The following is a 23,931-nucleotide window of genomic DNA, read 5'->3' as shown; positions in this document are numbered from 1 at the left end:
CGAAAACTGTGGTAAAGGTTCCGGGAACAAACAGTTATAGCCGCGGGTCATGGATATAGCGACAAGCTGTATTGGGACAATGCGGCCATAAAGCGTATGATTCGAACCCAAAAGTGTATCACAGGGTTTCGCTATGATTTTCCCGACCATTGAAGATTATGTAGGGCATACCCCTCTGGTTCGATTGCAGCGTCTGCCGGGGGAAACCTCCAATGTCATTCTGGCCAAGCTGGAAGGCAATAACCCGGCCGGGTCGGTGAAGGACCGGCCTGCCATCAGCATGATTCAGGAAGCCGAACGCCGTGGAGAAATTAAGCCAGGCGATACCCTGATTGAAGCGACGTCCGGTAACACTGGCATCGCCCTGGCGATGGCTGCGGCAATCAAAGGTTACCGGATGGTTCTTATCATGCCGGCGCACATGAGTGAGGAGCGCCGCGCTTCCATGCGGGCATACGGAGCGGAGATCGTGACCGTCAGCAAGGAAGAGGGCATGGAAGGGGCACGGGACCTGGCTGCGCGGATGGAATCTGAAGGCAAGGGCAAGGTGCTGGACCAGTTCAGCAACCCGGATAACCCACTGGCCCATTACCGCACCACCGGCCCGGAAATCTGGGAGCAGACCCAGGGCAAGGTGACTCACTTTGTCAGCTCCATGGGGACCACCGGGACCATTATGGGCGTGTCCCGTTATCTGAAAGAGCGAAATCCCGATATTCAGATTATTGGGTTGCAGCCGGAAGATGGTGCATCCATCCCCGGTATCCGCCGCTGGCCCGAGGCCTATTTGCCGTCGATTTACGACGCTGCCCGGGTAGACCAGGTTCTGGACATTGGCCAGAAAGAAGCAGAAGACACCATGAGGGCGCTGGCCGCCAAAGAAGGCATTTTCTGTGGCGTGTCGTCCGGTGGCTCCATTGCCGCTGCCCTCAAATTGTCCCGTGAGGTTGAAAACGCGGTGATCGTGGCCATTATCTGTGACCGCGGAGACCGATACCTGTCTACCGGTGTTTTTCCCGGCGCCTGAACCGGTCATCCAAGCCGGCTACACAAGAGAGATTAACCCCTATGAGTAAGCGTCGCCGCAAGGTTCTGCCCCAGGAACCGGTGCGTTGTGAAATTGAGACCCTTGGCCACGACGGCCGGGGCATTGCCCGGGCCGAAGGTAAAGTCCAGTTTGTGGACGGCGCTCTGCCGGGTGAAACGGTGATGGCAAAGATGGTCAGCACCCGCAGCAAGTTTGATGAACTGCGTACCCTGGAGGTTCTGGAAGCGGCTCCAGACCGCCAGCAACCGCCCTGTGATTTTGCTGACCTTTGTGGTGGCTGCAGCCTCCAGCACATGAGCGCCGATGCTCAGATTCGGTTCAAGGAAGACACGCTGAGGGAGCATTTTGCCCATTTTGGAGGCATCGAACCCCAGGAGTGGGTTGAACCCATGCGCTCACCCGCTACCCTTGGCTATCGTCGCAAAGCCCGCCTGGGCGTGCGCTATGTGAAGGCCCGGGAGTCGGTGCTGGTAGGATTCCGGGAAAAGCGTAACAGTTTCCTGACGGATATTGACCGTTGTGTAGTGCTGGACCCGCGCATTGGTGATCGCATCAAGCCCCTGCGGGAACTGCTGCATGGCATGGTGGCTTTCGACCGGATTGCCCAGGTAGAAGTGGCCTGTGGTGATGATGTGGCGGCCATGGTGTTCCGTAATATGGACGAACTGGTTCCCGAAGATCGGGAAAAACTGATTGCCTTTGGTCAGGCCCATGACTTGCATATCTATCTGCAGCCCAAGGGCCCGGATACGGTGCACCGCATCTGGCCGGAATCGTCCGGTCGTGATGGTGAGCGCCTGAGCTACAGCCTGGACGAGTTTGATCTGACCATGAAGTACCATCCGATGGACTTCACACAGGTCAATGCCGGTATCAATCAGAATATGGTTCATCGAGCCGTGGAGTGGCTGGATGTTCAGCCCGGCGAGCGGGTATTGGATCTGTTCTGTGGCCTGGGTAACTTTACCCTGCCGTTGGCCCGCAAAGGTGGCCAGGTGGTTGGCGTCGAAGGCGATGATGCCATGGTTGTGCGTGGCCGCGAGAACGCACAGCTCAATGGTCTGGATAATGTGGAGTTCTTCGGAGCCGATCTGCACGGTGACTTTACCGGGCAAAGCTGGGCCAAAGAGGGTTTCGACAAGATTCTGATTGACCCGCCCCGGTCCGGCGCGGAAGACATCTGCAAGTACCTCACGGCGTTCGGGGCCAGCAGAATTGTCTATGTTTCGTGTAATCCGGCCACTCTGGCAAGAGATGCCGGCGTCATGGTGCGCAACGGTTATCGCCTGGTGCGCGCAGGTGTGATGGATATGTTCCCCCACACCACCCATGTCGAATCCATTGCTCTTTTTGAGCGTGAATGACTCTGACTGATCAGTCGACAGTCAGATGCCGGGTCGCCAGGATCGCGACCCGGGTAACCGGAAAATCAGCGGGTATGCCTCTGCTATGGTAAAAGTTCGGGAAGATTATTCGGTCACTGGTGATGGCGAAATCGACATTGATCGTTGTGTTCGCCACATCGCTGAACAGACGCACCTGGATAATCCGGAGCAGCTCCGGCAGGCCTGTGAAAAAGCGGCCAGCATTGCCATGCAGGCATTCAGAGAGGATCGCCTCTGGGCGCCGGGCTCCAGCAGTTTCCGTACTGGTCTGGAAATGGCACAGGTGCTGGCCGAACTGCATCTTGACCAGGCCAGTCTGGTGGCTGCGGTGTTGTACCGGGCCGTGCGTGAAGAGCGGGTACCCCTGGAAGAGATCCGCAAGGAATTCGGTGACGAAGTCGCCGGGCTGATCAATGGTGTGCAGCAGATGGCAGCCATTTCGTCGGTGCACCACCCGCTCAAGGGCAATGTGCTGGGCCAGAGTGAAGGGCAACTCGACAATGTCCGGAAAATGCTGGTTACCATGATTGACGACGTCCGGGTTGCGTTGATCAAACTGGCCGAGCGGACCTGTGCGATTCGGGCCGTCAAGGATGCGCCGGAAGAGAAGCGCATGCGGGTGGCCAGGGAAGTCTTCGATATCTACGCGCCCCTGGCACACCGGTTGGGTATTGGTCACATCAAATGGGAGCTGGAAGACCTGTCTTTCCGGTACCTGCACAGCTCAGCGTACAAGAAGATCGCCAAGCTGCTGGATGAGAAGCGGCTGGACCGTGAAGGCTATATCCGGCGAGTAATCGAGACCCTGCAAACCGAACTTCAGGCCTCCGGTATCAAGGGTGAACTCTCCGGCCGGGCCAAGCATATCTACAGTATCTGGCGCAAAATGCGCCGCAAGGGTATCGACTTTTCCCAGGTCTATGATGTCCGTGCGGTGCGCATCCTGGTGCCGGAAGTGCGGGACTGCTATGCCGCTCTGGGCATTGTTCACACCTTGTGGCGGCATATTCCCAACGAGTTTGACGACTACATCGCCAACCCCAAGGAGAACGGCTACCAGTCGCTCCATACCGCGGTGATCGGCCCCGAAGGCAAGGTGATGGAAGTGCAGATCCGCACCCATGCCATGCACGAGGAAGCTGAGTTAGGTGTTTGTGCCCATTGGTTGTACAAGGGCACCGACAAGAACAACAAGTCGACCGGTTACGACGCCAAGATCAACTGGCTGCGGCAGGTGCTGGAGTGGCAGGAAGAGTTGGGCGACTTGTCTGGTTTGGCTGACCACCTGAAGTCAGACGTCGCCTCGGACCGGGTTTATGTCTTCACCCCCGAGGGCCACGTGGTCGATCTGCCCCAGGGTGCCACACCGGTGGATTTCGCTTATCGGGTACACACCGAAATCGGTCACGCCTGCCGGGGTGCCCGGGTGAACAGCCGGATCGTCCCTCTGACCTATCCGCTGAAAACCGGCGACCAAGTATTTATACTCACCTCCAACAACCCGGCGCCGAGCCGGGACTGGCTGAACCCAAGCCTGGGCTATATCCAGACATCCCGGGCCAGGGCAAAGGTTACCCACTGGTTCAAGCAACAGAATCGTGACCGTAATATCACAGACGGCCACGCAATCCTGGAAGACGAATTCAAGCGTTTGTCGCTGTACGATGTTGATCTGGGGGATTTGGCCAAAAAGGTGAATTACCACTCGCCAGACGATATGTTCGCCGCCATTGGGGCCGGCGATTTGCGGCCTGCGCACGTGGTGAACGTGGCGCAGCAGATGCTGGAGCCGAAGTCTGAACAGCTCGACCTGAAGCTGACCACTGCCCGCAAGAAGGATTATGACACCGAGTCAGACATCCAGATTCTCGGTGTGGGCAAACTCAAGACCCAGGTGGCCAAGTGCTGCAAACCGCTACCGGGTGATGCGATTGGCGGATATATCACGGTTGGGCGCGGTGTCACCGTGCACCGACAGGACTGCCTGACCTTCCTCAGCCTGAGGGAATTCGAGCCCAACCGGATCATCGAGGTGAACTGGGGTGGCAAGCCGGCCTCTGTGTACCCTGTCGATATCGAAATCGAAGCTTACGATCGCTCGGGGCTGTTGCGGGATATAACCCATGTGTTGTCGTCGTCCCGCAGTGACGTGCTGGCCCTGAATACCTTGACCAACAAGGATGAGAACATCGCTACCATGAGGGTGACGGTGGAAATCTCCAGCCTGGAACAGTTGGCGCGGTTGCTGGCCCAGATTCGCAACCTGCCGAACATCATCGACGTAAGGCGAAAGCGCGGATGAGCTATTCCATTGATGACCTGAAAAACCTGATGGCCCGGCTCCGGGAGCCAGACACGGGCTGCCCCTGGGACACCCGGCAGACGTTCGCCAGCATCGTGCCCCACACGATAGAAGAAGCCTACGAAGTGGCCGATGCCATTGAACAGGCGGATTACCCGCATCTGAAGGATGAGTTGGGAGACCTGCTGTTCCAGGTGATCTTCTACGCTCAGATGGGGCGTGAGGAAGGGCATTTCGATTTCGATAGCATCGTTGATCACCTGGTCCGCAAACTGATTCGCCGGCATCCCCATGTCTTCCCGGAAGGCACTCTGGAAAGCCGCATTGACCCGAGCAACCGTCCCAGCGAAGCCTGGATCAAGGAGAGCTGGGAGCGTATCAAGGCGGAGGAGCGGGCCGAGAAACCTGTTGTTGAGTCTTCGGTCAGCCGCCTGGATGGCATTGCACGAACCCTGCCGGCCATGGCCCGTGCCGAAAAATTGCAGCGCCGGGCTTCGCGCCATGGCTTTGACTGGCCTGACGTTGGCCCGGTCTTCGACAAGCTTCACGAGGAGATCGATGAGCTGAAAGACGCATGGCAGGCCGCCCAGAATGGTAGTGGCGACCAGGATGCGGTCGAGGATGAACTGGGTGATCTGCTGTTCGTGTGCGTGAATTTGGCACGATTCATGAAAGTGGATCCTGAGCAGGCCCTGAACCGAACGAACCGCAAATTCGACGCACGTTTTCGGGCGATCGAAGCGGTGCTGGAAAGTGAGGGGCGTGATCTGGATGAGGAGTCCCTTGAAGCGCTGGATGCCATATGGCAGAAGGTCAAGGGGGTTGAAAACCGTTAACGGTCAGTGCCTCGGAACAGTAGCCGATAAGTACAATCCGTTACCAATTTTCAGTCACTGAAATGTCATTCTTCGTCTACACTTCTAGTACGGCTTGCACCATATCGGTGCGCTGTACCGTCAGATAAGATGCAGGGGTGAAGGCACCATGAAAATCAAAGATCTGGTCAAGCATTGGGACAAGCACGGTCGTGGTCGGCTCACTCGTGATGCCGCGTACCTATCGTTGTCTGACCAGCATCACGAGCTGTTGCAGAAAGTGGCAGCGATGTATCCGATGAAATCCTCTCAAGACCTGATGCGTGATCTGATCTCCGCTGCGCTTGATGAGCTGGAAACCAGCTTTCCCTACGTTCAGGGCGACAAAGTGGTTGCTTATGATGAGGATGGTTTTGAGATCTACGAAGACCAGGGGCTGACTCCGCGGTTTGTAGCCCTGAGCCAGAAGCATATCAAGCGGATCAAAGCCCGTCAGCTTGAATCGGTGGCCTGACGCCAGTACCGATTCAGCTCACCACCGGGTTTCCATCAACCCAGGCGCCGTGCGCTTGGGTTGATGTCTGCTCATCTATATTACTTTCCCTTGTCTGCCAGGCGATCCTTCAGCGGCCCCTGAGTAATCAGGTCGTCCAGGGCAGCGGCAATCATGTCATTGAGAATCTCGCTTTCGCTGCGATCTGGATAGAGTTCCGCCAGCGCGGCTACCCGGGCGGCGTCTTCAAGGGGCAGGCGCAGATTGTATTCGTGTGTACGTTCCGTCGTCTGTTTTTCCTGTTCCCAGTGCTGGGGCAAATCGGTCACTTTCATGGTGGCTCCTTGGGGCGAGGGGATTGAATCGCCAATAGACTTTTCGAACGGATCCTTAGTATCGTAAGTTTACTTCGTCTCCGTCAATTCAGAAGGAACTCAACGTGACCGAACTGCACCCCGATCTGCGAGAAAATGTGCGTCTGCTGGGCGAATTACTGGGCCAGAGCATCCAGCGTTTTCCCGGGCAGGACTGCTACGAGCGGATTGAGGAGATTCGGGCTGCGGCCAAAGCTGACCGTCGGCAGGAGAGTGGCTCCGGGCAGCGCCTGGTAACACTCCTGGGGCAACTGAGCGACGATGAACTGTTGCCGGTCACCCGCGCCTTCAACCAGTTTCTCAACCTGGCGAACCTGGCCGAGCAGTACCATGGCATTCGCCGTAAGCAGGGCCACCCTTCCGACCTGATGGTGGAGTCCCTGGGTGAGGTCTTCGAGCGATTGAAATCCGGGGGCGTTGATCCTGAGGAATTGCATCAGCGGGTGGCTGACCTGCGGATTGAGTTTGTACTGACAGCCCACCCGACAGAAGTTGCCCGCCGTACCCTGATTCTGAAATACGACGAAATGTCGGATTGCCTGGCCCGGCTCGACCACGACGATCTGATGCCGGCGGAGCGTGATGAGATTGTGGCCCGCCTGTCACAGCTGATTACTGAGGCCTGGCACACCGACGAAATCCGCCATGAGCGGCCGACGGCTGTGGACGAGGCCAAGTGGGGCTTTGCGGTCATCGAGAACAGCCTCTGGCAGGCATTGCCCAGATTCCTTCGAAGCCTGGACCAGTCACTTTCTGATGCAACGGGCAAAGGCCTGCCCCTGCAGAATTCCCCGATTCGTATTGCCTCCTGGATGGGAGGGGACCGAGACGGTAACCCGAACGTGACTCACGATGTGACTCGTCAGGTCTTCCTGCTGGGCCGCTGGATGGCTGCCGATCTTTACCTGCGGGATATTCAGGCACTGAGGGCCGAGTTATCCATGTGGCAGGCCAGTGATGAACTGAGGGCGCGGGTCGGTGATTGCCGGGAACCCTATCGTCAGGTACTGGCCGAGTTGCGGGAGCGCCTGGTCCGTACCCGGGACTGGGCCGAGGCCGGCGTTAAAGGCCACTTAGCGGACGAGACCGGCATCCTGTTTGAGAACGAAGACCTGACGGCCCCCCTGGAGCTGTGTTATCGCTCACTGGTGGACTGTGGCCTTGAGCAGATCGCCAACGGCCCGCTGTTGGACACCATTCGCCGTGCTCACACATTCGGACTGCCGCTGATTCGCCTGGATATCCGGCAGGAGGCTTCCCGGCATGCGGAGGCGGTGGCGGAAATGGTGGATTACCTGGGGCTGGGAGACTATCTGTCCTGGTCGGAAGCGGACCGGCAGGCATTCCTGCTGCGCGAGCTGCAAGGCCGCCGGCCACTGGTGCCCCGCAACTGGGAGCCCTCAGAGTCCGTCAAGGAAGTGCTGGCTACCTGCGAGGTGGTGGCTGGCCAGACTCCGGAAGCGCTGGGTTCCTACGTTATCTCCATGGCCAGCAAGCCTTCGGATGTATTGAACGTGATCCTGCTGTTGCGGGAAGCGGGAATGAAGTTCCCGATGCGCGTGGTGCCGCTGTTTGAAACCCTCAGCGATCTCCAGGGCGCGCCAGACAGCATGGCCGCCCTGTATCAGGTTGATTGGTACCGCGAATACTGTCAGGGCCGCCAGGAGGTAATGATTGGCTACTCGGATTCGTCCAAGGATGCCGGTCAACTGATGGCAGCCTGGGCCCAGTACCAGGCCCAGGAAAAACTGACCCAGGTAGCCAGCCAGTATGGCGTGCATCTGACCCTGTTCCATGGTCGCGGCGGCACGGTGGGCCGCGGTGGCGGCCCGGCGAACCGGGCGATTCTGTCGCAACCACCAGGATCGGTGAACGGCAGTTTCCGGATTACCGAACAGGGGGAGATGATCCGTTTCAAGTTCGGTTTGCCCCGGCTGGCGGTTCAAAGCCTTACCCTGTACACCACTGCCGTCATTGAGGCGACCCTGGCACCACCGCCACAACCCGAGGACAGCTGGCGGGATATGATGGACTGGCTGACCGAGCGTTCCCTCAAATCTTACCGGGAAGTGGTAAGGGATAACCCGGATTTCGTGCCTTATTTCCGGCAGGTTACACCCGAAACTGCGCTGGGTAAGCTGGCCCTGGGCAGTCGACCGGCGCGCCGGAAAGCCACCGGTGGCGTGGAGAGTTTGCGAGCCATTCCCTGGATTTTTGCCTGGACCCAAATGCGCCTGATGCTGCCCAGTTGGCTGGGCAGCGATGTGGCCCTGGAGGAAGCCGCCCGGCATCAGCGCCTGCCAGAGCTGCGTGAGATGATGCGGGGCTGGCCGTTTTTCCGCACCTATGTCGACATGCTGGAAATGGTGCTGGCCAAAGCCGACCTGCGCATTGCCAGCTATTACGAGCAGACCCTGGTGGAGGATGAAAGCCTCAGGGCCCTTGGGGGTAGCCTCAGGGAACGGCTGAACGGCTGTATCGAGCGCGTGCTGGAGCTCAAGGATCAGCAAGCCCTGTTGGAGAGCGAACCGGTGTTTGCCCATTCCATGAGAGTGCGCAACCCCTACACGGACCCATTGCATTACCTTCAGGCGGAATTGCTCAAACGTGACCGCGAGAGTGAGGGCAAAGGTGAGGTGCCGGATATGGTGGAGCGGGCGCTGAAAGTCACCATGGCGGGCATCGCCGCTGGTATGCGTAATACGGGCTAACGTGCATAATAACGCCGGGGCCGGAAAGCCCTGAACCGGATAAAGGAGTCTTCCCCGTTGGCACTGTCAGAGCGACTGTCGCATTACCTCGCCCGCAAGGGTATCAGCTATCAGCAGATCGAAATTGCACCGGTAAGCAATCTCGATGCCGCGGTTCTTGCCTCTGGCAAGCCCCAGCATGATTTTATCCAGCCCACGCTGCTGATCGACATCAATGGTGTGGTCATGGCGGTGCATCGCTTTGACAGTACGTTGGATATGGACACCCTGCATCAGTTTACCGGGCGTCGCCTGCAGCCGCTAACCGCGCGCCAGACAGCAAGGCTGTTTGGCGACTGCGAGCCGGGATTCGTGCCACCGGTGGGGAATGCCTGGGACCTGCCGGTGCTGATTGACGAAGATCTCACCACCGCCGACCAGGTGGTGTTCTCAGCTGGCACCAACGATACCCTGGTTGTGATGGACGGCCGCTCGTTCCGGTTGGCACTGGCGGGTGCCCGGGAAGGGCATCTGGTTATCCGGGGGCAGGGTAATGGCTCCCGTGGCGCACTGAGCCTCGACGAAGTGGCTGACAAACTGCAGAAACTCTATCGTCTGCCGCCCATGCCGGCGCTGGCGTTGCGGATTCTGCGCCTGACCGCCAATACGGAAGCCACAGCCAGAGAGCTGGCGGAACTGATTGAGTTTGACCCGAGCATGACGGCCCAGATCATGCGCTACGCACGGTCGGCACTGTTCAATTACCCTGGTCAGATCAACTCGGTTCAGGAGGCCGTTACCCGGGTGCTGGGATTTGATCGGGTCGCCCATATTGCCATGGGTATTGCATCGGTGAGGGCTTTTGATGTGCCCAGGGGTGGAATGCTGGGCATGGATAATTTCTGGCGTCACTCACTGTATTGTGCCTTCCTGTGCCAAAGTCTGGCGGCGCGCTCCGGCCGGGACAAGGGGCTGGCGTATCTGTGCGGGCTGTTGCACAACTTTGGCCTGTTGCTGGTGGGGCACCTGTTCCCCTCTGAATTTCAGGAACTGAACGCTCTTCGGGAGATCAACCCTGAAGCAAGCATGCATTCACTGGAACAGGAAGTGTTTGGCCATAGCGAGCGCCAGGATATCCTGGCGGTTGGCCATGGTGCCATTGGCGGTATTCTGCATCGGCTCTGGCAACTGCCGGAACCGGTCATCAAGGCGGCAGGCATGCACCAGCACCCGGGTTATCATGGTGAGCATGAAGAGTATGTTTTGATGGTCCAACTGGCGAATGCACTGCTGAAAGAGCAGGGTATTGGCGACGAGTTCAACCCGGATGATATCCCCGCACTGACAGAAGCGCTTGGCCTGGAGCCCGCAACACTGGCGCTGGTTCAGGAAGAAATCCAGGCGGTTGCAACCGACCTGGATGTGCTGGCGTCGTCGCTTGCATCCTGAGCAAAACGGCGTCAGGCTTCTGTGCCTGAAGCCCCCTGTCTTCCGGTAATTCCAACCATGATACGGAGGTCGACTTTCTCTGTCGGGGCGGACTTCGTATAATGCTGCCTCAATTTTGGGCAGGCGCGCCAGCAAGTGGGCCTGAAGCCCCTGAGAGGTTGTCGCAAAGGCGACGGTTTTTGCCGCAACTTTTCAAACGATAATATAAGACAACGGGAGCACAACGTTATGAGAATCATCATGTTAGGCGCGCCAGGCGCTGGAAAGGGTACTCAGGCTCAGTTCATTACCGAGCGTTTCGAGATCCCCCAGATCTCCACAGGCGACATGCTCCGTGCCGCCGTCAAGGCCGAGTCCGAACTGGGCAAGCAGGTCAAGGAAGTGATGGCCTCCGGTGGGCTGGTGTCTGACGATATCATCATCGCCCTGATCGACGAGCGTATTCAGCAGCCGGATTGCAAGAACGGTTTCCTGCTGGACGGTTTCCCGCGCACCATTCCCCAGGCCGAAGCGCTGAAGAACCAGGGTATTGCCATCGATTACGTGGTGGAAATCGCAGTTGAAGACGAAGAAATTGTCAGTCGTCTGTCTGGCCGTCGTGTGCACGAAGGCAGTGGCCGTATCTATCACGTGAAATACGATCCGCCCAAGGTAGAGGGCAAGGACGATGAGACCGGCGAACCGCTGGTACAGCGTGAAGACGACAAGGAAGAAACCGTACGCAAGCGCCTGAACATCTACCACGAGCAAACAGCGCCGCTGATCGGCTTCTACCAGGACTGGGCCAGCAAGGCACCTGCCGACGCGCCCAAGTACGTGCGCGTGGAAGGCATTGGTAGCCTGGACAGCATCCGCGACCAGATCCTGTCCCAGCTTAAGTAATCGAAACCGGAGTAGCCCGGGAGGCTTGATTCTGTGAAGCTTTTAGCACTGGATACGTCTTCTGAGGGCTGCTCCGCCGCTCTATGGCTGGATGGCCAGATCAGCGAGCGGTTTGAACTGGCCCCACGGGGCCACACCCGCCTTCTAATGCCCATGGTTCGCGAACTGCTCGCCGAACAGGGGCTTTCCCGGAACGATCTTGACGCCCTGGCTTTTGCCCGTGGCCCGGGCTCCTTCACCGGTTTGCGTATTGCGACCGGGGTTATCCAGGGGCTGGCCTGGGGGCTTAACTTACCGGTTGTGCCGGTGTCGTCGCTGTCGGCTGTCGCCCTGGACGCCATTGAACAGCACCAGTTGGCCGATGGTGAACACATTGCGGTGGCCTTTGATGCCCGTATGGGCGAAGTGTACTGGGGTACCTTCCTGTGTCAGCAGGGGTTGCCGGTGTTGATCGGCGAGGAGCGGGTCTGCCCGCCCGGGGCGGTGAGCCTGCCGGACTCAGACGTATCAGCGAACTGGACTGGTGCCGGCCAGGGCTGGACATTAAAGGGCGATATGCCCGAAGTGGTGGTCTGCCGGATCAGAGCGGTGGATGACACCCTGGTGCCCCGGGCCGCCATGGTGGCACGATTGGCAGAACAGGATTTTCGCCATGGCATCGCGGTGCCGGCGGAGCTGGCGCAGCCGGTCTATGTCCGGGATGAAGTGGCCTGGAAGAAACTGCCCGGTCGTGCGTGAAAGGTCGTTTTCTGATCAGAAATGTTGCCGCCTGCCTTTCCAAGAGGCCCTGGTTCTTCCATAATGCAGCAACACACTTGAACCGTTTCTGTGGTTGCGCATTATGATCGGTGGTATTAATCCGGCCAATTCCTCCCTGATTCAAACGGGTAACAACAACCCGGCACGAGAGCGTACCGATGTCGCCAGGTCCCCGGCCGCTTCTCCCCAGGCCCCCGGTGCCGAGTCGGTTCGCCGTGACCTGAATGCGCCCCAGCAAAGCCGGGATACCGCTCCCGGTAACCAGACGGCTAGTGAAGCGACCGATCGTCGCGTTGAAGCCCGCAGGGCCGCTGAGGATGCCCGGCTTGAACGATTCCGCGCCGACGAGCTGCCTTTGCCAGCCTCAAGAGCGCTTTCGACCTTTGCCGGTGTGGCCGCCGCCGGGCAGGAATTCGAGGGTGGCTCGGTTATTTCCGGTATCGACATTCTCGTCTGATGCCAAACCCTTCCCATGATACTTGCCACTCCCTGACGGCGACCGTTGCCGTTGGTTGCAGCCCGCTGGGTGACCAGATGGCTGCACGACAGTTGGCGGAAGAGCTGGAGTTGCGTTGGCTGGGTATCGTCAAACCCAAACAGGTCCGGGAATTTCCGGTGCTGCTGTACATGGACGACGAAGGGCTTGCCCTCCAGTTGACCGGCAAAGGGGCGCCAGGACCGGTGCGGGCGGAGTTTGTGACCGGCAAAATGGGCTACCGTCGGGAGCATGGCGGCGGTACCGGCCAGTTGGTGGCCCGGGCGGTTGGTTTGCAGAAAACCAGGGCCCAGCTGCACGTACTGGATGCCACTGCCGGCCTCGGCCAGGACGCTTTCGTGCTTGCCAGCCTGGGTTGCCGGTTAACCCTGCTGGAGCGAAACCCGGTGATCCATGCCGTGCTGGCAGATGGCCTGGCAAGGGCCGCACTGAATATCGATTGCGCGCCCCTGGTGGCGCACATGCAGCTTGAAGCCGGCAGCTCCATTGACTGGCTTGAGAGCGCCGGCAAGGATGCGGCGGATGTGGTGTATCTGGACCCGATGTTCCCCCACCGGGACAAAGCCGCCCTGGTCAAAAAGGAAATGCAGGTGTTCCGGCAAGTTGTGGGAGACGATGACGATTCTGAACAGCTGCTTGCCGCAGCCCTGGCCTGTGCCCGTTACCGGGTGGTTGTGAAACGCCCCCGGAAGGCGCCCGCGGTGGCGGGGCCGGAGCCCACTACGCGGCTGGAAGGTAAAAGCAGCCGATACGATATCTATTCCATCAAGGCGCTGCCGGCCTGAGATAACCCGGGCCGGCCCGCCTCAAAGACTCACGCATCCAGCATGGTGACCTGCTGAATGGCTTGTCTTTTCTCAACGCTCAATACCAGCCGGGCATCTTCGGCCACCTCATCCAGACCTTCTCCGTAACAAAGCAGGCCGTTGTCATCGGTGGTCAGCACGCCGGTTTTCTGCATATTGGCGATGAAGTTCCGGAACAGGGTTTTGTCGAAGAACTCCGGCGCATTAAGGCCAAACAGGATAGACATCCGCTCGGCCAGCAGCGTGCTTTGCTCTTCCAGTTCCGCCGCGGTCAGTTTGCCCGAACCATACTTGCGGAGAATGCCCAGGGTAATGTGGTAGCGCTCCAGGGTCTGGATGATAAACCGGGACAGGATGCGGGCCCGCAGCATGGCTTCGGTGCCTTCTTCGGGGCGACCCAGGCGCTCGTCATCCAGTTGGATAACCAAGCCCTGATCAATCAGCACGTCGATCCACTTGTTAATAACCGATTCCACTTCATCCTGACCGAATTTCAGGAACAGTTCGGACTGCAGGTAAGGGTAGGCAACACTGGTAAGGAACAGAACCTTGTCTCTGCGCAGGCTGGTTTTGTTCTCGAACAGGCTGACAATCAGCGCCGGCAGTGCAAACAGGTGCTGGATGTTGTTGCGGTAGTAAGTCATCAGAATGGCGTTGGCGCCTTCCAGGGCAATGATATCGCCCAGTTTCTGGGGTTGGCGGGTGATCAGCCCCATGTTCTCACAGTAAGCAACCCAGTCCCGCGCAGAACCCTCTGGCAAGGTGACGGTGTTGGCGTACGGGTAGGCCCTGAGCAAGTGGGCATACTGGTCCATCAGCCTGATCAGCTGCCCCTCATCCATGGCCAGGCGCTCGGTGCCCAGTAAAACCGTGGCGGTCATGCCAATCGGGTTGACCGCCACCGAAGCGTTGATGTTGCTGGCTACCCGCTTGGACAGTTCATCCACGGCCTCGGTGAGCCACGTAGGCCGGTACTCGGCGTCGTAAGCCTCGCTGCGCCAGCTTTCATGGACTTCGTCCAGAACATCGGCCAGTGGTATGGCGTCACCAAAGTTCACCGCTACCCGGCCGAACGAGTTGGTCAGTTTCCGGGCCGTCTTGGCCAGGCCGAAGACGCTTTCCTTCTGTTTCTTTTTACCGCGCAGCTCGCCCAGGTAGGAGCGGCCCTCCATCACCTTCTCATAACCAATGTAAACCGGCACGAATACGATGGGTTTGCGGTGATCCCGCAGGAAACTGCGCACGGTCATCGACAGCATGCCCGGACGTGGTGGCAGCATGCGCCCGGTACGGGAGCGGCCGCCCTCGACAAAGTATTCCACCGAGTAGCCGCGGGTGAACATCACGTGCATGTATTCGTTGAAAACCGTGGCGTACAGCGGGTTATCCCGAAAGCTGCGGCGCATGAAGAAAGCTCCGCCCCTGCGCAGGATAGGGCCAACAACAGGCATGTTCAGGTTGATGCCGGCGGCAATGTGGGGCGGCATCAGGCCGTTCTTGTAAAGCACGTAGGACAGCAACAGGTAATCGATGTGCGAACGATGGCAGGGAACATAGACCACGGCATGGTCCTGGGCGACTTCCTTGGCCACCTTGATGTTGTTGACGGCGATGCCGTTGTAGATGCGGTTCCAGAGCCAGGCCAGCGCCAGTTCCAGGAACCGGATGGTCACGATGGACATGCTGGCGGCAATTTCGTCCGCGTACTTGTAGGCTTTGGCGCGAACCTTTTCAGGCGGGATGTCGTCTTTGGCGGCGGTTTCCCTTATCGCTTCCTTGACAGCCTGGGTGCGCACCAGGCCTTCCACCAGGGTACGGCGGTGAGACAGGTCAGGCCCCAGCACCGCCTGGCGAACCCGGCGGAAATGGGTGCGCAGAATACGTGCGAGTTTCCGCTTGGCTTTTTCTTCGTTGTTCCGGTATTCGTCGACCACCTGCTTGAGTGACAGGGGCTGGTTAAACTGCACATAGGTGTTGCGACCATGCACCAGAATGATCAGGAACTTCTGCAGCCGCCCGGCAACCGACCAGGTGTCTGACAACAACAGCTTGACCAGGGATTTCTCTTTATCCGGAGAACGGCCCCAAAACAATGAGACAGGAACAATCTGTACGTCCTGTTCGGGATGCTCCAGGCCAAACTGCACGAGGCCGGTGAACTCTTTGGTGGGAACCGGGGTTTGCCGACCTCCGCTGAACGGCCCGCCAATGCGTTTGTACAGATAGAAAAAGGAGTGGGCCGGCCCGTTTTTTACGGGCAGGCTGTCGGTTGCGCCGGGCAGTCGGGCATGGATGACCTCTTGCTCCAGCACCAGGCGGCTGGACAACGAGCTGTATTGGAGCACATAGCACACCGGTTTGTCCGGATCGAGCCCCAGGGCCTCCAGGGTATTGCCGCTGACATCGGTCCTGACCCATAAAAACAGGATCTTGCGGAAAAGAGACAGGATCAGGCTGCGAATGCCCTGATAAAGTCGCATAAGATGTTACTCCGGTACTGGAAACAGGCGCCAAGTTTAACGGGTTGAGGCGGGTGCGGAAAGCGGTATACAGATTCTTGGTAGTGATTGTGATGTGTTACATTGCCGCTCAGACAAACGGTTGCTGATAAGGCAAAAGCATGGTGAGCAAAAGCGAGCAGTGGTTGCCGGGCTGGCATGAGGACGCCCCAGTGCAGGGGGACCTGCTTCTGGCGTTTTCCGGAAACAATGTCCTTAAGCCGGATAACGGCTGGTTGTTGGCCTGGGGCGGTCCGGAAATGGGCGACAGTCGCCCGGAGGCCCTTGCGCTGGGTACCTGGAATGGTCGGCGCCTGTTTGTTTGTACCTTGCCAGACTCCGGGCTACCTGGCGCCCAGTTGGTTACCTTGAGGGACGCCCTGCTGGTGTCACCCGACGCGCCTGCAGATTTGCTCAGTACCGGCTTCCAGGTATTGCAGTGGTGGCAGGATCACCGCTTTTGCGGTCGCTGTGGAGAGCGAACCGAGTCACATCCCCGGGAGCGGGCTCGCTGGTGCAGCCGTTGCAATATTCCCTGGTATCCCCGAATCGCACCCTGTGTGATTGTGGTTATCCGGCGCGGCAGCCAGTTCCTGCTGGCGAGGTCTTCCAGGGTGACCCGGAATTTCTACAGCCTGATTGCCGGTTTTGTCGAGCCAGGGGAAAGCCTTGAGCAGGCCGTGGCCCGGGAAGTAAAAGAAGAGACCGGATTGGACGTTGGCAACATCCGCTACCGGAGTTCCCAACCCTGGCCTTTTCCCCATCAGATGATGGTGGGCTTTTTTGCCGATTTTCAGGGTGGCGAACTCAGCCTGCAGGAAGATGAGCTGGCGGATGCCGGCTGGTTCAGTGCCGACGATCATCCACCCATTCCGCCCGATACCACCATTGCCGGCCGCCTGATCAGTGCCATGAAACAGGAAATTGCCGAGAATGGGAGCGATGCCGGATGATGGCCGGGGCGTCTCCTCGGGTGCTGGTATTTGATTCCGGGGTTGGCGGGCTCAGCGTGGCTGCCCGAATTCACCAGTCGCTTCCCGGTGCGGACCTGGTGTATCTGGCGGACAACGCTGGTTTTCCCTACGGCGGTCAGAGCGAACAGGTGGTGATTGAGCGCTGCTGCTCTCTGATCCGGCAAAGTCTGCAACAGTCGCCTTGTGACATCATCGTGGTGGCCTGCAACACCGCCAGCACGGTGGTGCTTCCGCACCTGCGGGCCATGACGGAGCTGCCGGTTGTGGGTGTGGTGCCAGCTATCAAGCCCGCCGCCGCCTGCACCGTAAATGGTCGGGTTGGGCTACTGGCAACGCCGGCAACGGTACAGCGACCCTATCTGGACAAGCTCATTGCCGAGTTTGCCAGTGACTGCGACGTGGTGCGGCTTGGCCACCCTGGGCTCGTGTGCTGGGCAGAGCAGCTGGTGCAAGGCGCAGAACCGCCCCAGGCAGAACTGGATGCGGCTATGGCGCCACTGCGTGAGGCGGGTGTCGATACCGTAGTGCTCGGCTGTACTCACTATCCGCTGTTGTTACCCTGGCTCCGGAAAAGCCTGCCGGAGGTCACTGCATGGGTGGATTCCGGTGACGCCATCGCTCGCCGGGTCGCCTTTTTGCTGGGTGAATCCGGGCGTTTGGCGGCAGCGGAAACCCCCAGAGCGGATACCGGTGGCGTGGTGTCAGAGGCCCGCTTCACCGGGGACGCCCCGCCGGATGTTGCCCTGTTCATGGCCGAAATGGGGATTTCAGTGGCGCGGGTTTGCGAGCATTGGCCCGGCGTTACAACAGCCGGGTCAGCTTGAACATGGCGAGGAATTCCAGAGCCGGAATAGCGCGTTTATGGCAGCAGTAGGTTTTGAAGTTGTCACCCCGGAAGCGGGATTTGGTGAACTCCAGGCCTTTGAAGTTGTATAGGAAATTGCCTTTCTCGTAGATGCCGTGCATCAAACGTTTCAGTAATCGGCTTTCCTGGTGTTCCGTGGCCTGGTCCAGCGAGAGCGGAATCAGGCCCAGGTCCAGGAAGGGCACACCTTCGGCCTTGAAGGTGTCCATGGCGTGGGCCATCAGGGTGTAGAAAATGCCCTGTCGAAAATCGGCGTTGGCGCGGGAGATATTCGGTACGTAACTGATGATCTCGTTGTTGCGGTAGATCGGATCAAAATAGATGAAGCCCACCGCCTTGCCGTCCTGGTAGGCGTAAAAGTGTCGCTCGTTTTCCCGGTAGTCCATTTCCATGGGGCGAATCAGGAAGCGGATCTCGTTGCTCTTGCATTTGCGGGTGCGTATCCAGGCCTCGGAGATTTCTCGGGTGTGGTCGTCACTGAACCGCTCCATGACCGTAATGCCACTCTTCTCAGCCTGATTCAGTGCAGTGCGCAGAATCTGCTTTTTCTTGCCGGTCAGAGACCAGGACTTGAGATCAATCCGGGATTCGCAGCCAAACTGGGTGCCATACAGGCCGAAGCGAAGGTGTAGAAAATCCACCACCGATTTCGAAACCTGGATGTAGCAGGCGTTGGGAAAGGTCTGCTGGAACTTCTCCAGCATGGCGGGGAAATGTTCGGGTGCGCTCACTGGATCTGACAGGACAAAGGTACCGCCCCATTTGCGCATATAGGCAATGTAGCCCATACCCGGCACATCAAAATACTGCATGCCCGGCTGCAGGGTTGAGAACGACTGAGAGTGCTGACCGTATTTCTTGAGGTAGTTGACGCGCTCGGCGAAGCTGAACTGGCCGTCTGCCAGTTCCCTGATGTTGTCGAGGGCAAGAATCTGATCTGACATGATGAGGCTCCCGGTAACCTGTTGTTATTTTGAGTCGGAAGAGATTCAGGCTTGCTTGCGGCCAAGAATCGACCAGTAGCAATCCATGTTCAGAAGTTTGAAATGCTTTTTCTCGGTAACCTGAAGGCCCAGGCGCTGCATGTGTTCCGGGTAGTTGTAGATCTTGTGGAAGGCGTTGTTGGCAAACAGCCAGAAGATGAACACCGCCATGTACCAGTAAAGCTTCTTGAACATGCGGGAGAGGATGTTGCCGGTGGGGTAGCAGAAGTCACCAACCACCACGCTGGCGTCTGCCTTGCCCAGGCGAATCAGGTGTTCCAGCACTTTCACCATCATGTCTTCGTCAAACACGTTGAGGAAAAAGTTCGCCACTACCATGTCGTACTGCTCGAACTCGTTCACCTTCATGATGTCGCTGTGAATGCGGCGGATGGTCAGGTTCGGCGCTTCTTTCTGCTGGGCATCGGCAAACTTGCGGAGCATGGTTTCAGACAAGTCGACCACGGTCACATCGGCGCCCAGTTCGGCGGCGCGGATGGCGTCCCGGCCGTGCCCAACGCCGGCAAACAGGATGCGGTCACCGGGTTTGACGGTTTCCACGTCGAGCATGGCGGTTTTACAGCGGTGAATGTTCTTGCCGCTGTACAGGTTGCTCAGAAAGTCATAGACGGGGCCGATGTACTTGTACTTGTCGCGCATGATGACTGCTGCCTTCTTCTTGTTCGCTGGTTGAACGTCACCGTTATTGTGATTGTTATTCCGACAGCCTGTCGGACAGTCCGGTGATCGGTTACTGATAACCTGAGCTTAGAGAAGGGGTGGGTTCAAAGATGTGCAGTACTGCGCAATTCCAGATACACAAAGTAACGTATCGAAACACTTTGCAAACCGGGTCAATGTTTTAGTTAGGAGTGTCCTACAATCGAAAACCGGTTATCCGGTGTGGGCGAAGGCCAGGCCATCGCGGCTCAGCAGCCGGTCAATATCGGCCGCTGGTCGGGCGGGGCCGTAGAAGAATCCCTGCACCTGATGGCAGCCCAGGCTTGTCAGGTAGTTGAGCTGGTCGTCTGTTTCCACGCCCTCTGCGACGATCTCCAGTTTCAGGCCGTGGGCCATGGCAACGATGGCGTTCACTATGCAGGCGCCGTCCTCTCCGCTGCGAATGGCCCTGACAAAGGATTGATCCACTTTCAGGGTGTGGATGGGCAACCGGTGCAAATAGTTGAGGGAGGAGTAGCCGGTGCCGAAGTCGTCAATGGCGATGCGTACACCGCAATCCGCCAGTTCTTTCAGTTTCCGGCTGATCTGTTCCAGATCGTTCATGATCACGTTCTCGGTGATCTCGATTTCCAGATTGCCGACAGGAAAACGATGGGACTGGACCTGCTCCAGCAATGTCTCGACAAAGCGCGGATGCTCTACCTGGCTGGGTGACAGGTTGACTGCCAGGCGCAGGTTCGGATGCCCGCTGTTGATCCAGTGTCCTACGTCTCTGCAGGCCTGGTCCAGCACCCGCTCACTGAGCTTGCCGATTAGCCGGGTTTCTTCCGCCAGTGGCAGGAAGTCGCCCGGATAGATCAGCCCCCGTTCCGGATGTTGCCAGCGCACCAGAGCCTCCAGCCCCACCACCTGGTTGGACTTGGAGCAGACTTGAGGCTGGTAGAACACCCTGAGTTCGTCTCGCTCCAGGGCCAGCCGTAAATCCCGCTCAAGGCTGAGCCGGTTGGCGGTATTGATGCTCATGCTGTCGGAATAGAAACGATAGCCATCTTTACCGCGGGCTTTGACGTGATACATGGCAATATCCGCGTTCTGGATCAGCTGGTCCATGGAGTTTCCAGCATCCGGGAACACTGCGATGCCAATACTGACCCCCACAAAGACTTCGTGGTTACCCAGCTGGAAAGGATCTTTCAGGGTCTGTATCAGTTTCCTGGCAATGCCCCGGGCGTCTTCCGGGCTGTTTACCGAGGGCAGCAGCAGGGTGAATTCGTCACCGCCGAAGCGCGACAGGGTGTCGCCACGCCGCAGGCACTTTTCCAGCCTGTGGGTGACGGCCTGTAGCAGGCGGTCACCCATGGCGTGGCCCAGGGTGTCGTTGACCACTTTGAACCGATCCAGATCCAGGAACATAACCGCCAGTTTTTGCTTGGCCCGCCGGGCCTGGGTGATGGCCAGCTCCAGGCGGTCCTTGAACAGGGCGCGGTTGGGCAGTCTGGTGAGCAGGTCGTGGTAGGCCTGGAAATTGATGAACGCTTCGGCCTCCTTGCGCTCTGTTACATCCCGGGCGATGCCGTAATAACGGGCCGGCTGGGTGGTCGAGCCGCCCCGGGTGTCGCCGGTCTGGGGCCAGGTTTGCGGGTCTACCGGGAAGGCGGTGATTTCGAAATGCCGGGTTGCCTTGCTACTGCCTCGGGTTTTCAGGCGCACTTCCAGCGTTCTGGGGTTATCCACCGAGATATCCGGCCCCTGCAGGGCATAGGTGCCCCTGGCCACGTCCCGGTCGTCCAGAATGTGCCCGAAATGACGACCGCAGAGCTCCGAAGGCTGATAGCCCAGCAGGCTTTCCACCTTGTTGTTGATGAAACAGATATGGCCGGTTTTATCGAGCATGAATACGATATCCGGTGAACTGTTGACGATGTAGCGGTGCAGGGCTTCGGATTTCTCCAACCGGGTCTGGATCATTTCGTGGGCTTTGATCAGAGACTGTTTGCCCAGTACGCCCTCAACCGTGGTCAGCAGTTCCTCGGGATCAAACGGCTTGCGTATGTAGTCCAGGGCTCCCCGGCGCAATGCCCGACTGACGGTACCGAAAGATCCTTCGCCGCTGACCACAACCACACCGCAATCCGGCTGCTGGCTGGCGATGCGCTCCATCACTGCGAAACCATCGGTGTCTGGCATGTTGAGGTCGAGCAGTGCCAGGTCAAAGGCCTTCCCGGCCAGTTGTTCACAAGCCTGCTTTCCGCCATTGGCTTCGGTTACCTCGAAACCTCGGCCTCTCAGTAACTTGGCCAGGCTGGCCAGGAGGCGTGGTTCGTCATCGGCTATCAGAATCCTGGCCGGTTCGGACCCATGGAAGGGCTGCTTGCTCTGCTCTAATGCCATTGGTCTGCTTCCGCTAATTCGTCAGTCGGTACCATGCTTGTTGTGGCCTGCCGCCGGGAGCAGAATCCGGAAGGTAGTGCCTTCCTGCCCCGTGTGACAAGCGATGATGCCCTCCATGTCATCAATCAGCTGCTTGACAATGCTCAGGCCAAGGCCGCTGTGGCCCTGACCCTTCGAACTGGCTACCGGCGCATACAGGTTGCGCCTGACGGCCTCGGGAATGCCGGGGCCATTGTCGGTAATTTGTAATTCAACCCAGCGGCGCTGGTTCTGGAATATTGGTGCTGCAGTGCTCAGGGAAATCTCGCCATTGCCGGGCCCCAGGCTCTCAACGGCGTTGCGGATCAGATTGATGATGATCTGCCGGACGGCAGAGGCGCTGCCCTGCACTTGGGTGTCCTCACGGCATGGCTTCAGTTTGAGGGTGCGGTCGTTGCTGTTGAACAGGCTGTCCTGAAGGATGCGGGCAAGGCTTTCAAGTTCCCGGTTCAGGTCTGTACCACTGGCAGTGCCGGGTGCATCGCCGGTGCTGATTTGTAGCAACAGATAGCCTGCCCGATCCAGTTCCTCCTGGATTATGTCGAGGTCTTCCTGAACGGTCTCGTCATGCATCCGGGCACGAAGCTGGAAAATGTACTGTTTGATGATGGTCAGGGGGTTACTGACTTCATGTACCTGGCGACGTATCCGGTCGTGGGCGATCTGGCTGTCGACGCCTGGCCCTTCGGTTGTCTGACTTTCAATCAGCTGGGTAAGCTCGTGGATGAACAGCCGAACCAGCTGGGTAGTGACCTCCATTGATTCGGAGTCCGTGCCCAAGGCAAAGATCGCGTGTTTTTGCCCACCCTGTTGAACAGGAATCGCCAGGAGAGACGGCGTTCTCAGAATGGCCAGCAGTTGTCGGTCAAGTACGCTGGGCTCGCGTTCGTTCAGGCTGACCAGGGTGCCGCCGTTCCACGCATCGGTCAGGACGCTGCCGCCAGGCTGGGGCGACAGGCGCAGGTCCGGAAGGTTGGTGCCGGTACCGGAAAGCAGCCTGAGCTCCTCTGCCTCGGGGCCAAAGCACAGGGCCGGCAGTCCGGTCAGGACGCCTAGACTGCTGACGGTACTGGCGATCAGATCGCACGGGGTCGCGCTGTCTGTGGCTCGCAGCTCAAGGGTTTTGCTGGCGATCGCCTGGTGTATCAGCGTTTGCCTGAGCTGCCGGGCGCCTTCCTCACTTTGGTAGGCGGTGTCCAGAGGAATTCCGAAGGAGGCCGCCATGGTGGCTACTTCTTCGTTGATTCTGTCGCAGATTTCCCGTGTCAGGTCTTCCTGCAACCCAAAGATCGTTCCTGCAGCAGCAATGCCCGCTGAATCTGAGAGGGCAAGCCGGGTCGACAGGCTGATCAGTTTCACCAGGTGGCTGGCGTCCCGGAGCTGGGTTGGTAGCGACTGCTGATATCGCATGGCGTCTGCCGCCAACGGTCCTAACCCCCATACGGTTACAAAATGGGCGGCAATCTCATTCTGGTGGTTGAGGATGTCCTGTTTGCGTTCCTGGGGCTGGGTCTTGATGGCGATCAGTTCACCAATGTTGTGAACCATGCCAAGCAGGAACGCTTCTTCAGGGCTCGGATAGCGTGTCAGTGTGGCCAGGGCCCGGGCGGTCAGGGCTGTGGTCAGAGAGTGGCGCCAGAAATCCCTCAGTTGCTGCCACTCGTCGCCGCCGAGTTCAAATAGCAATTGTCGCAATGCCGATGTCAGCAGTAGGGTCTGGAAGCGGCGGGTGCCCAGGCGAAGCAGTGCCTGCTCAACGGAGCGGATGGGAGGATTACTTCTGTACAGGGCGGAGTTGGCCAATGACAGAAGTCGGGCGACGAGTGCGGTGTCCGTGGCGACAATCTGGCTGATCTCGCGGTAACTGTCTCCGGCATGACATGCTTTCAGCGCCCGCAGGGTTACCTCCGGCAGGCTCGGTAGTTGAAGATCAGCTGCAATATCCATCGCATTAGTCATCGCGCGCCCTTTGTCCTTGCTCCGTGCCATTGTGTTTGCGGG

The 23,931-nt window shown here is 58.6% G+C and carries 19 protein-coding genes; 13 read left to right on the top strand and 6 right to left on the bottom strand.

The window, feature by feature from the left end; translation table 11 throughout:
- Positions 1-133: 133 nt before the first annotated feature.
- The 5 genes from cysM (at position 134) to J122_RS10520 (ending at position 6,064) form a co-directional block, all read left to right on the top strand.
- On the top strand, positions 134-1,027 hold the full coding sequence (gene cysM, locus J122_RS10540; protein WP_058091714.1) for a cysteine synthase CysM: 894 nt from the start codon (positions 134-136) through the stop codon (positions 1,025-1,027).
- 41 nt (positions 1,028-1,068) lie between these two features.
- Positions 1,069-2,412: a 23S rRNA (uracil(1939)-C(5))-methyltransferase RlmD gene (gene rlmD / locus J122_RS10535; RefSeq protein ID WP_061332271.1), complete on the top strand. Its 1,344-nt coding sequence runs from the start codon at positions 1,069-1,071 to the stop codon at positions 2,410-2,412.
- An 85-nt stretch (positions 2,413-2,497) separates the two neighbouring features.
- Positions 2,498-4,735 carry a GTP diphosphokinase gene (gene relA, locus J122_RS10530; protein WP_061332332.1) on the top strand — a complete coding sequence of 746 codons (2,238 nt, stop codon included), beginning with the start codon at positions 2,498-2,500 and terminating at the stop codon, positions 4,733-4,735.
- A complete protein-coding gene (gene mazG, locus J122_RS10525) occupies positions 4,732-5,571 on the top strand; it encodes a nucleoside triphosphate pyrophosphohydrolase (protein ID WP_061332270.1) in 840 nt (279 codons plus the stop codon). The genes relA and mazG overlap by 4 nt, the downstream gene beginning before the upstream one ends.
- Positions 5,572-5,719: 148 nt before the next feature.
- Complete coding sequence (locus tag J122_RS10520) at positions 5,720-6,064, top strand: hypothetical protein (RefSeq protein ID WP_061332269.1); 345 nt, start codon at positions 5,720-5,722, stop codon at positions 6,062-6,064.
- An 80-nt stretch (positions 6,065-6,144) separates the two neighbouring features.
- On the opposite strand, the gene J122_RS10515 is transcribed toward J122_RS10520, so the two are convergent.
- Complete coding sequence (locus J122_RS10515; protein WP_061332268.1) at positions 6,145-6,378, bottom strand: hypothetical protein; 234 nt, start codon at positions 6,376-6,378, stop codon at positions 6,145-6,147.
- Between the two features lie 104 nt (positions 6,379-6,482).
- On the opposite strand from J122_RS10515, the gene ppc reads away from it, so the two are divergent.
- From ppc to J122_RS10485, 6 genes are all read left to right on the top strand, one after another.
- Positions 6,483-9,128, top strand: coding sequence for a phosphoenolpyruvate carboxylase (ppc, locus tag J122_RS10510; protein ID WP_082780556.1), 2,646 nt, complete (start codon positions 6,483-6,485; stop codon positions 9,126-9,128).
- Positions 9,129-9,185: 57 nt separating this feature from the next.
- Positions 9,186-10,556 (top strand): HDOD domain-containing protein, encoded by a 1,371-nt coding sequence (locus J122_RS10505; RefSeq protein ID WP_058091708.1) that lies wholly within the window; start codon positions 9,186-9,188, stop codon positions 10,554-10,556.
- Between the two features lie 228 nt (positions 10,557-10,784).
- The gene (gene adk, locus J122_RS10500) at positions 10,785-11,438 is read left to right on the top strand and encodes an adenylate kinase (RefSeq protein ID WP_061332267.1); all 654 of its coding nucleotides are present in this window, start codon (positions 10,785-10,787) and stop codon (positions 11,436-11,438) included.
- Between the two features lie 33 nt (positions 11,439-11,471).
- Positions 11,472-12,176 (top strand): tRNA (adenosine(37)-N6)-threonylcarbamoyltransferase complex dimerization subunit type 1 TsaB, encoded by a 705-nt coding sequence (gene tsaB, locus J122_RS10495; protein ID WP_061332266.1) that lies wholly within the window; start codon positions 11,472-11,474, stop codon positions 12,174-12,176.
- 103 nt (positions 12,177-12,279) lie between these two features.
- Complete coding sequence (locus J122_RS10490) at positions 12,280-12,654, top strand: hypothetical protein (protein WP_061332265.1); 375 nt, start codon at positions 12,280-12,282, stop codon at positions 12,652-12,654.
- Positions 12,654-13,478, top strand: coding sequence for a class I SAM-dependent methyltransferase (locus tag J122_RS10485; protein ID WP_061332264.1), 825 nt, complete (start codon positions 12,654-12,656; stop codon positions 13,476-13,478). The genes J122_RS10490 and J122_RS10485 overlap by 1 nt, the downstream gene beginning before the upstream one ends.
- A gap of 29 nt (positions 13,479-13,507) precedes the next feature.
- On the opposite strand, the gene plsB is transcribed toward J122_RS10485, so the two are convergent.
- Complete coding sequence (gene plsB / locus J122_RS10480) at positions 13,508-15,979, bottom strand: glycerol-3-phosphate 1-O-acyltransferase PlsB (RefSeq protein WP_061332263.1); 2,472 nt, start codon at positions 15,977-15,979, stop codon at positions 13,508-13,510.
- Positions 15,980-16,119: 140 nt separating this feature from the next.
- On the opposite strand from plsB, the gene nudC reads away from it, so the two are divergent.
- Both nudC and murI read left to right on the top strand, forming a co-directional pair.
- Positions 16,120-16,950 (top strand): NAD(+) diphosphatase, encoded by an 831-nt coding sequence (gene nudC, locus J122_RS10475; RefSeq protein ID WP_061332262.1) that lies wholly within the window; start codon positions 16,120-16,122, stop codon positions 16,948-16,950.
- Positions 16,950-17,795 (top strand): glutamate racemase, encoded by an 846-nt coding sequence (gene murI / locus J122_RS10470; RefSeq protein ID WP_082780564.1) that lies wholly within the window; start codon positions 16,950-16,952, stop codon positions 17,793-17,795. The genes nudC and murI overlap by 1 nt, the downstream gene beginning before the upstream one ends.
- Here murI and J122_RS10465 read toward each other — a convergent pair.
- From J122_RS10465 to J122_RS10450, 4 genes are all read right to left on the bottom strand, one after another.
- Positions 17,773-18,780 (bottom strand): DUF2156 domain-containing protein, encoded by a 1,008-nt coding sequence (locus J122_RS10465; protein ID WP_061332260.1) that lies wholly within the window; start codon positions 18,778-18,780, stop codon positions 17,773-17,775. The genes murI and J122_RS10465 overlap by 23 nt on opposite strands.
- A 45-nt stretch (positions 18,781-18,825) precedes the next feature.
- The gene (locus J122_RS10460) at positions 18,826-19,479 is read right to left on the bottom strand and encodes a class I SAM-dependent methyltransferase (RefSeq protein WP_061332259.1); all 654 of its coding nucleotides are present in this window, start codon (positions 19,477-19,479) and stop codon (positions 18,826-18,828) included.
- A 234-nt stretch (positions 19,480-19,713) separates the two neighbouring features.
- Positions 19,714-21,891: an EAL domain-containing protein gene (locus J122_RS10455; protein ID WP_061332258.1), complete on the bottom strand. Its 2,178-nt coding sequence runs from the start codon at positions 21,889-21,891 to the stop codon at positions 19,714-19,716.
- A gap of 21 nt (positions 21,892-21,912) precedes the next feature.
- Entirely contained in the window at positions 21,913-23,889 is a 1,977-nt protein-coding gene (locus J122_RS10450; protein WP_227510168.1) for an HDOD domain-containing protein, read from the bottom strand.
- Positions 23,890-23,931 lie beyond the last annotated feature (42 nt).

It is taken from the genome of Marinobacter excellens LAMA 842 (assembly GCF_001574445.1).
In the GTDB taxonomy this organism is placed as follows: Bacteria; Pseudomonadota; Gammaproteobacteria; order Pseudomonadales; family Oleiphilaceae; genus Marinobacter; species Marinobacter shengliensis.
The sequence above is the reverse complement of the archived record's forward strand: the minus strand, read 5'-3'. Positions and strand labels throughout refer to the sequence as shown.

What these genes read in the sequence shown, in the direction of transcription:
- cysM (WP_058091714.1), top strand. Translation starts at nt 134, where the DNA reads ATGATTTTCCCGACCATTGAAGATTATGTAGGGCATACCCCTCTGGTT.
- rlmD (WP_061332271.1), top strand. Translation starts at nt 1,069, where the DNA reads ATGAGTAAGCGTCGCCGCAAGGTTCTGCCCCAGGAACCGGTGCGTTGT.
- relA (WP_061332332.1), top strand. Translation starts at nt 2,498, where the DNA reads ATGGTAAAAGTTCGGGAAGATTATTCGGTCACTGGTGATGGCGAAATC.
- mazG (WP_061332270.1), top strand. Translation starts at nt 4,732, where the DNA reads ATGAGCTATTCCATTGATGACCTGAAAAACCTGATGGCCCGGCTCCGG.
- J122_RS10520 (WP_061332269.1), top strand. Translation starts at nt 5,720, where the DNA reads ATGAAAATCAAAGATCTGGTCAAGCATTGGGACAAGCACGGTCGTGGT.
- J122_RS10515 (WP_061332268.1), bottom strand. Translation starts at nt 6,378, where the DNA reads ATGAAAGTGACCGATTTGCCCCAGCACTGGGAACAGGAAAAACAGACG.
- adk (WP_061332267.1), top strand. Translation starts at nt 10,785, where the DNA reads ATGAGAATCATCATGTTAGGCGCGCCAGGCGCTGGAAAGGGTACTCAG.
- J122_RS10490 (WP_061332265.1), top strand. Translation starts at nt 12,280, where the DNA reads ATGATCGGTGGTATTAATCCGGCCAATTCCTCCCTGATTCAAACGGGT.
- J122_RS10485 (WP_061332264.1), top strand. Translation starts at nt 12,654, where the DNA reads ATGCCAAACCCTTCCCATGATACTTGCCACTCCCTGACGGCGACCGTT.
- plsB (WP_061332263.1), bottom strand. Translation starts at nt 15,979, where the DNA reads ATGCGACTTTATCAGGGCATTCGCAGCCTGATCCTGTCTCTTTTCCGC.
- nudC (WP_061332262.1), top strand. Translation starts at nt 16,120, where the DNA reads ATGGTGAGCAAAAGCGAGCAGTGGTTGCCGGGCTGGCATGAGGACGCC.
- murI (WP_082780564.1), top strand. Translation starts at nt 16,950, where the DNA reads ATGGCCGGGGCGTCTCCTCGGGTGCTGGTATTTGATTCCGGGGTTGGC.
- J122_RS10465 (WP_061332260.1), bottom strand. Translation starts at nt 18,780, where the DNA reads ATGTCAGATCAGATTCTTGCCCTCGACAACATCAGGGAACTGGCAGAC.
- J122_RS10460 (WP_061332259.1), bottom strand. Translation starts at nt 19,479, where the DNA reads ATGCGCGACAAGTACAAGTACATCGGCCCCGTCTATGACTTTCTGAGC.
- J122_RS10455 (WP_061332258.1), bottom strand. Translation starts at nt 21,891, where the DNA reads ATGGCATTAGAGCAGAGCAAGCAGCCCTTCCATGGGTCCGAACCGGCC.
- J122_RS10450 (WP_227510168.1), bottom strand. Translation starts at nt 23,889, where the DNA reads ATGACTAATGCGATGGATATTGCAGCTGATCTTCAACTACCGAGCCTG.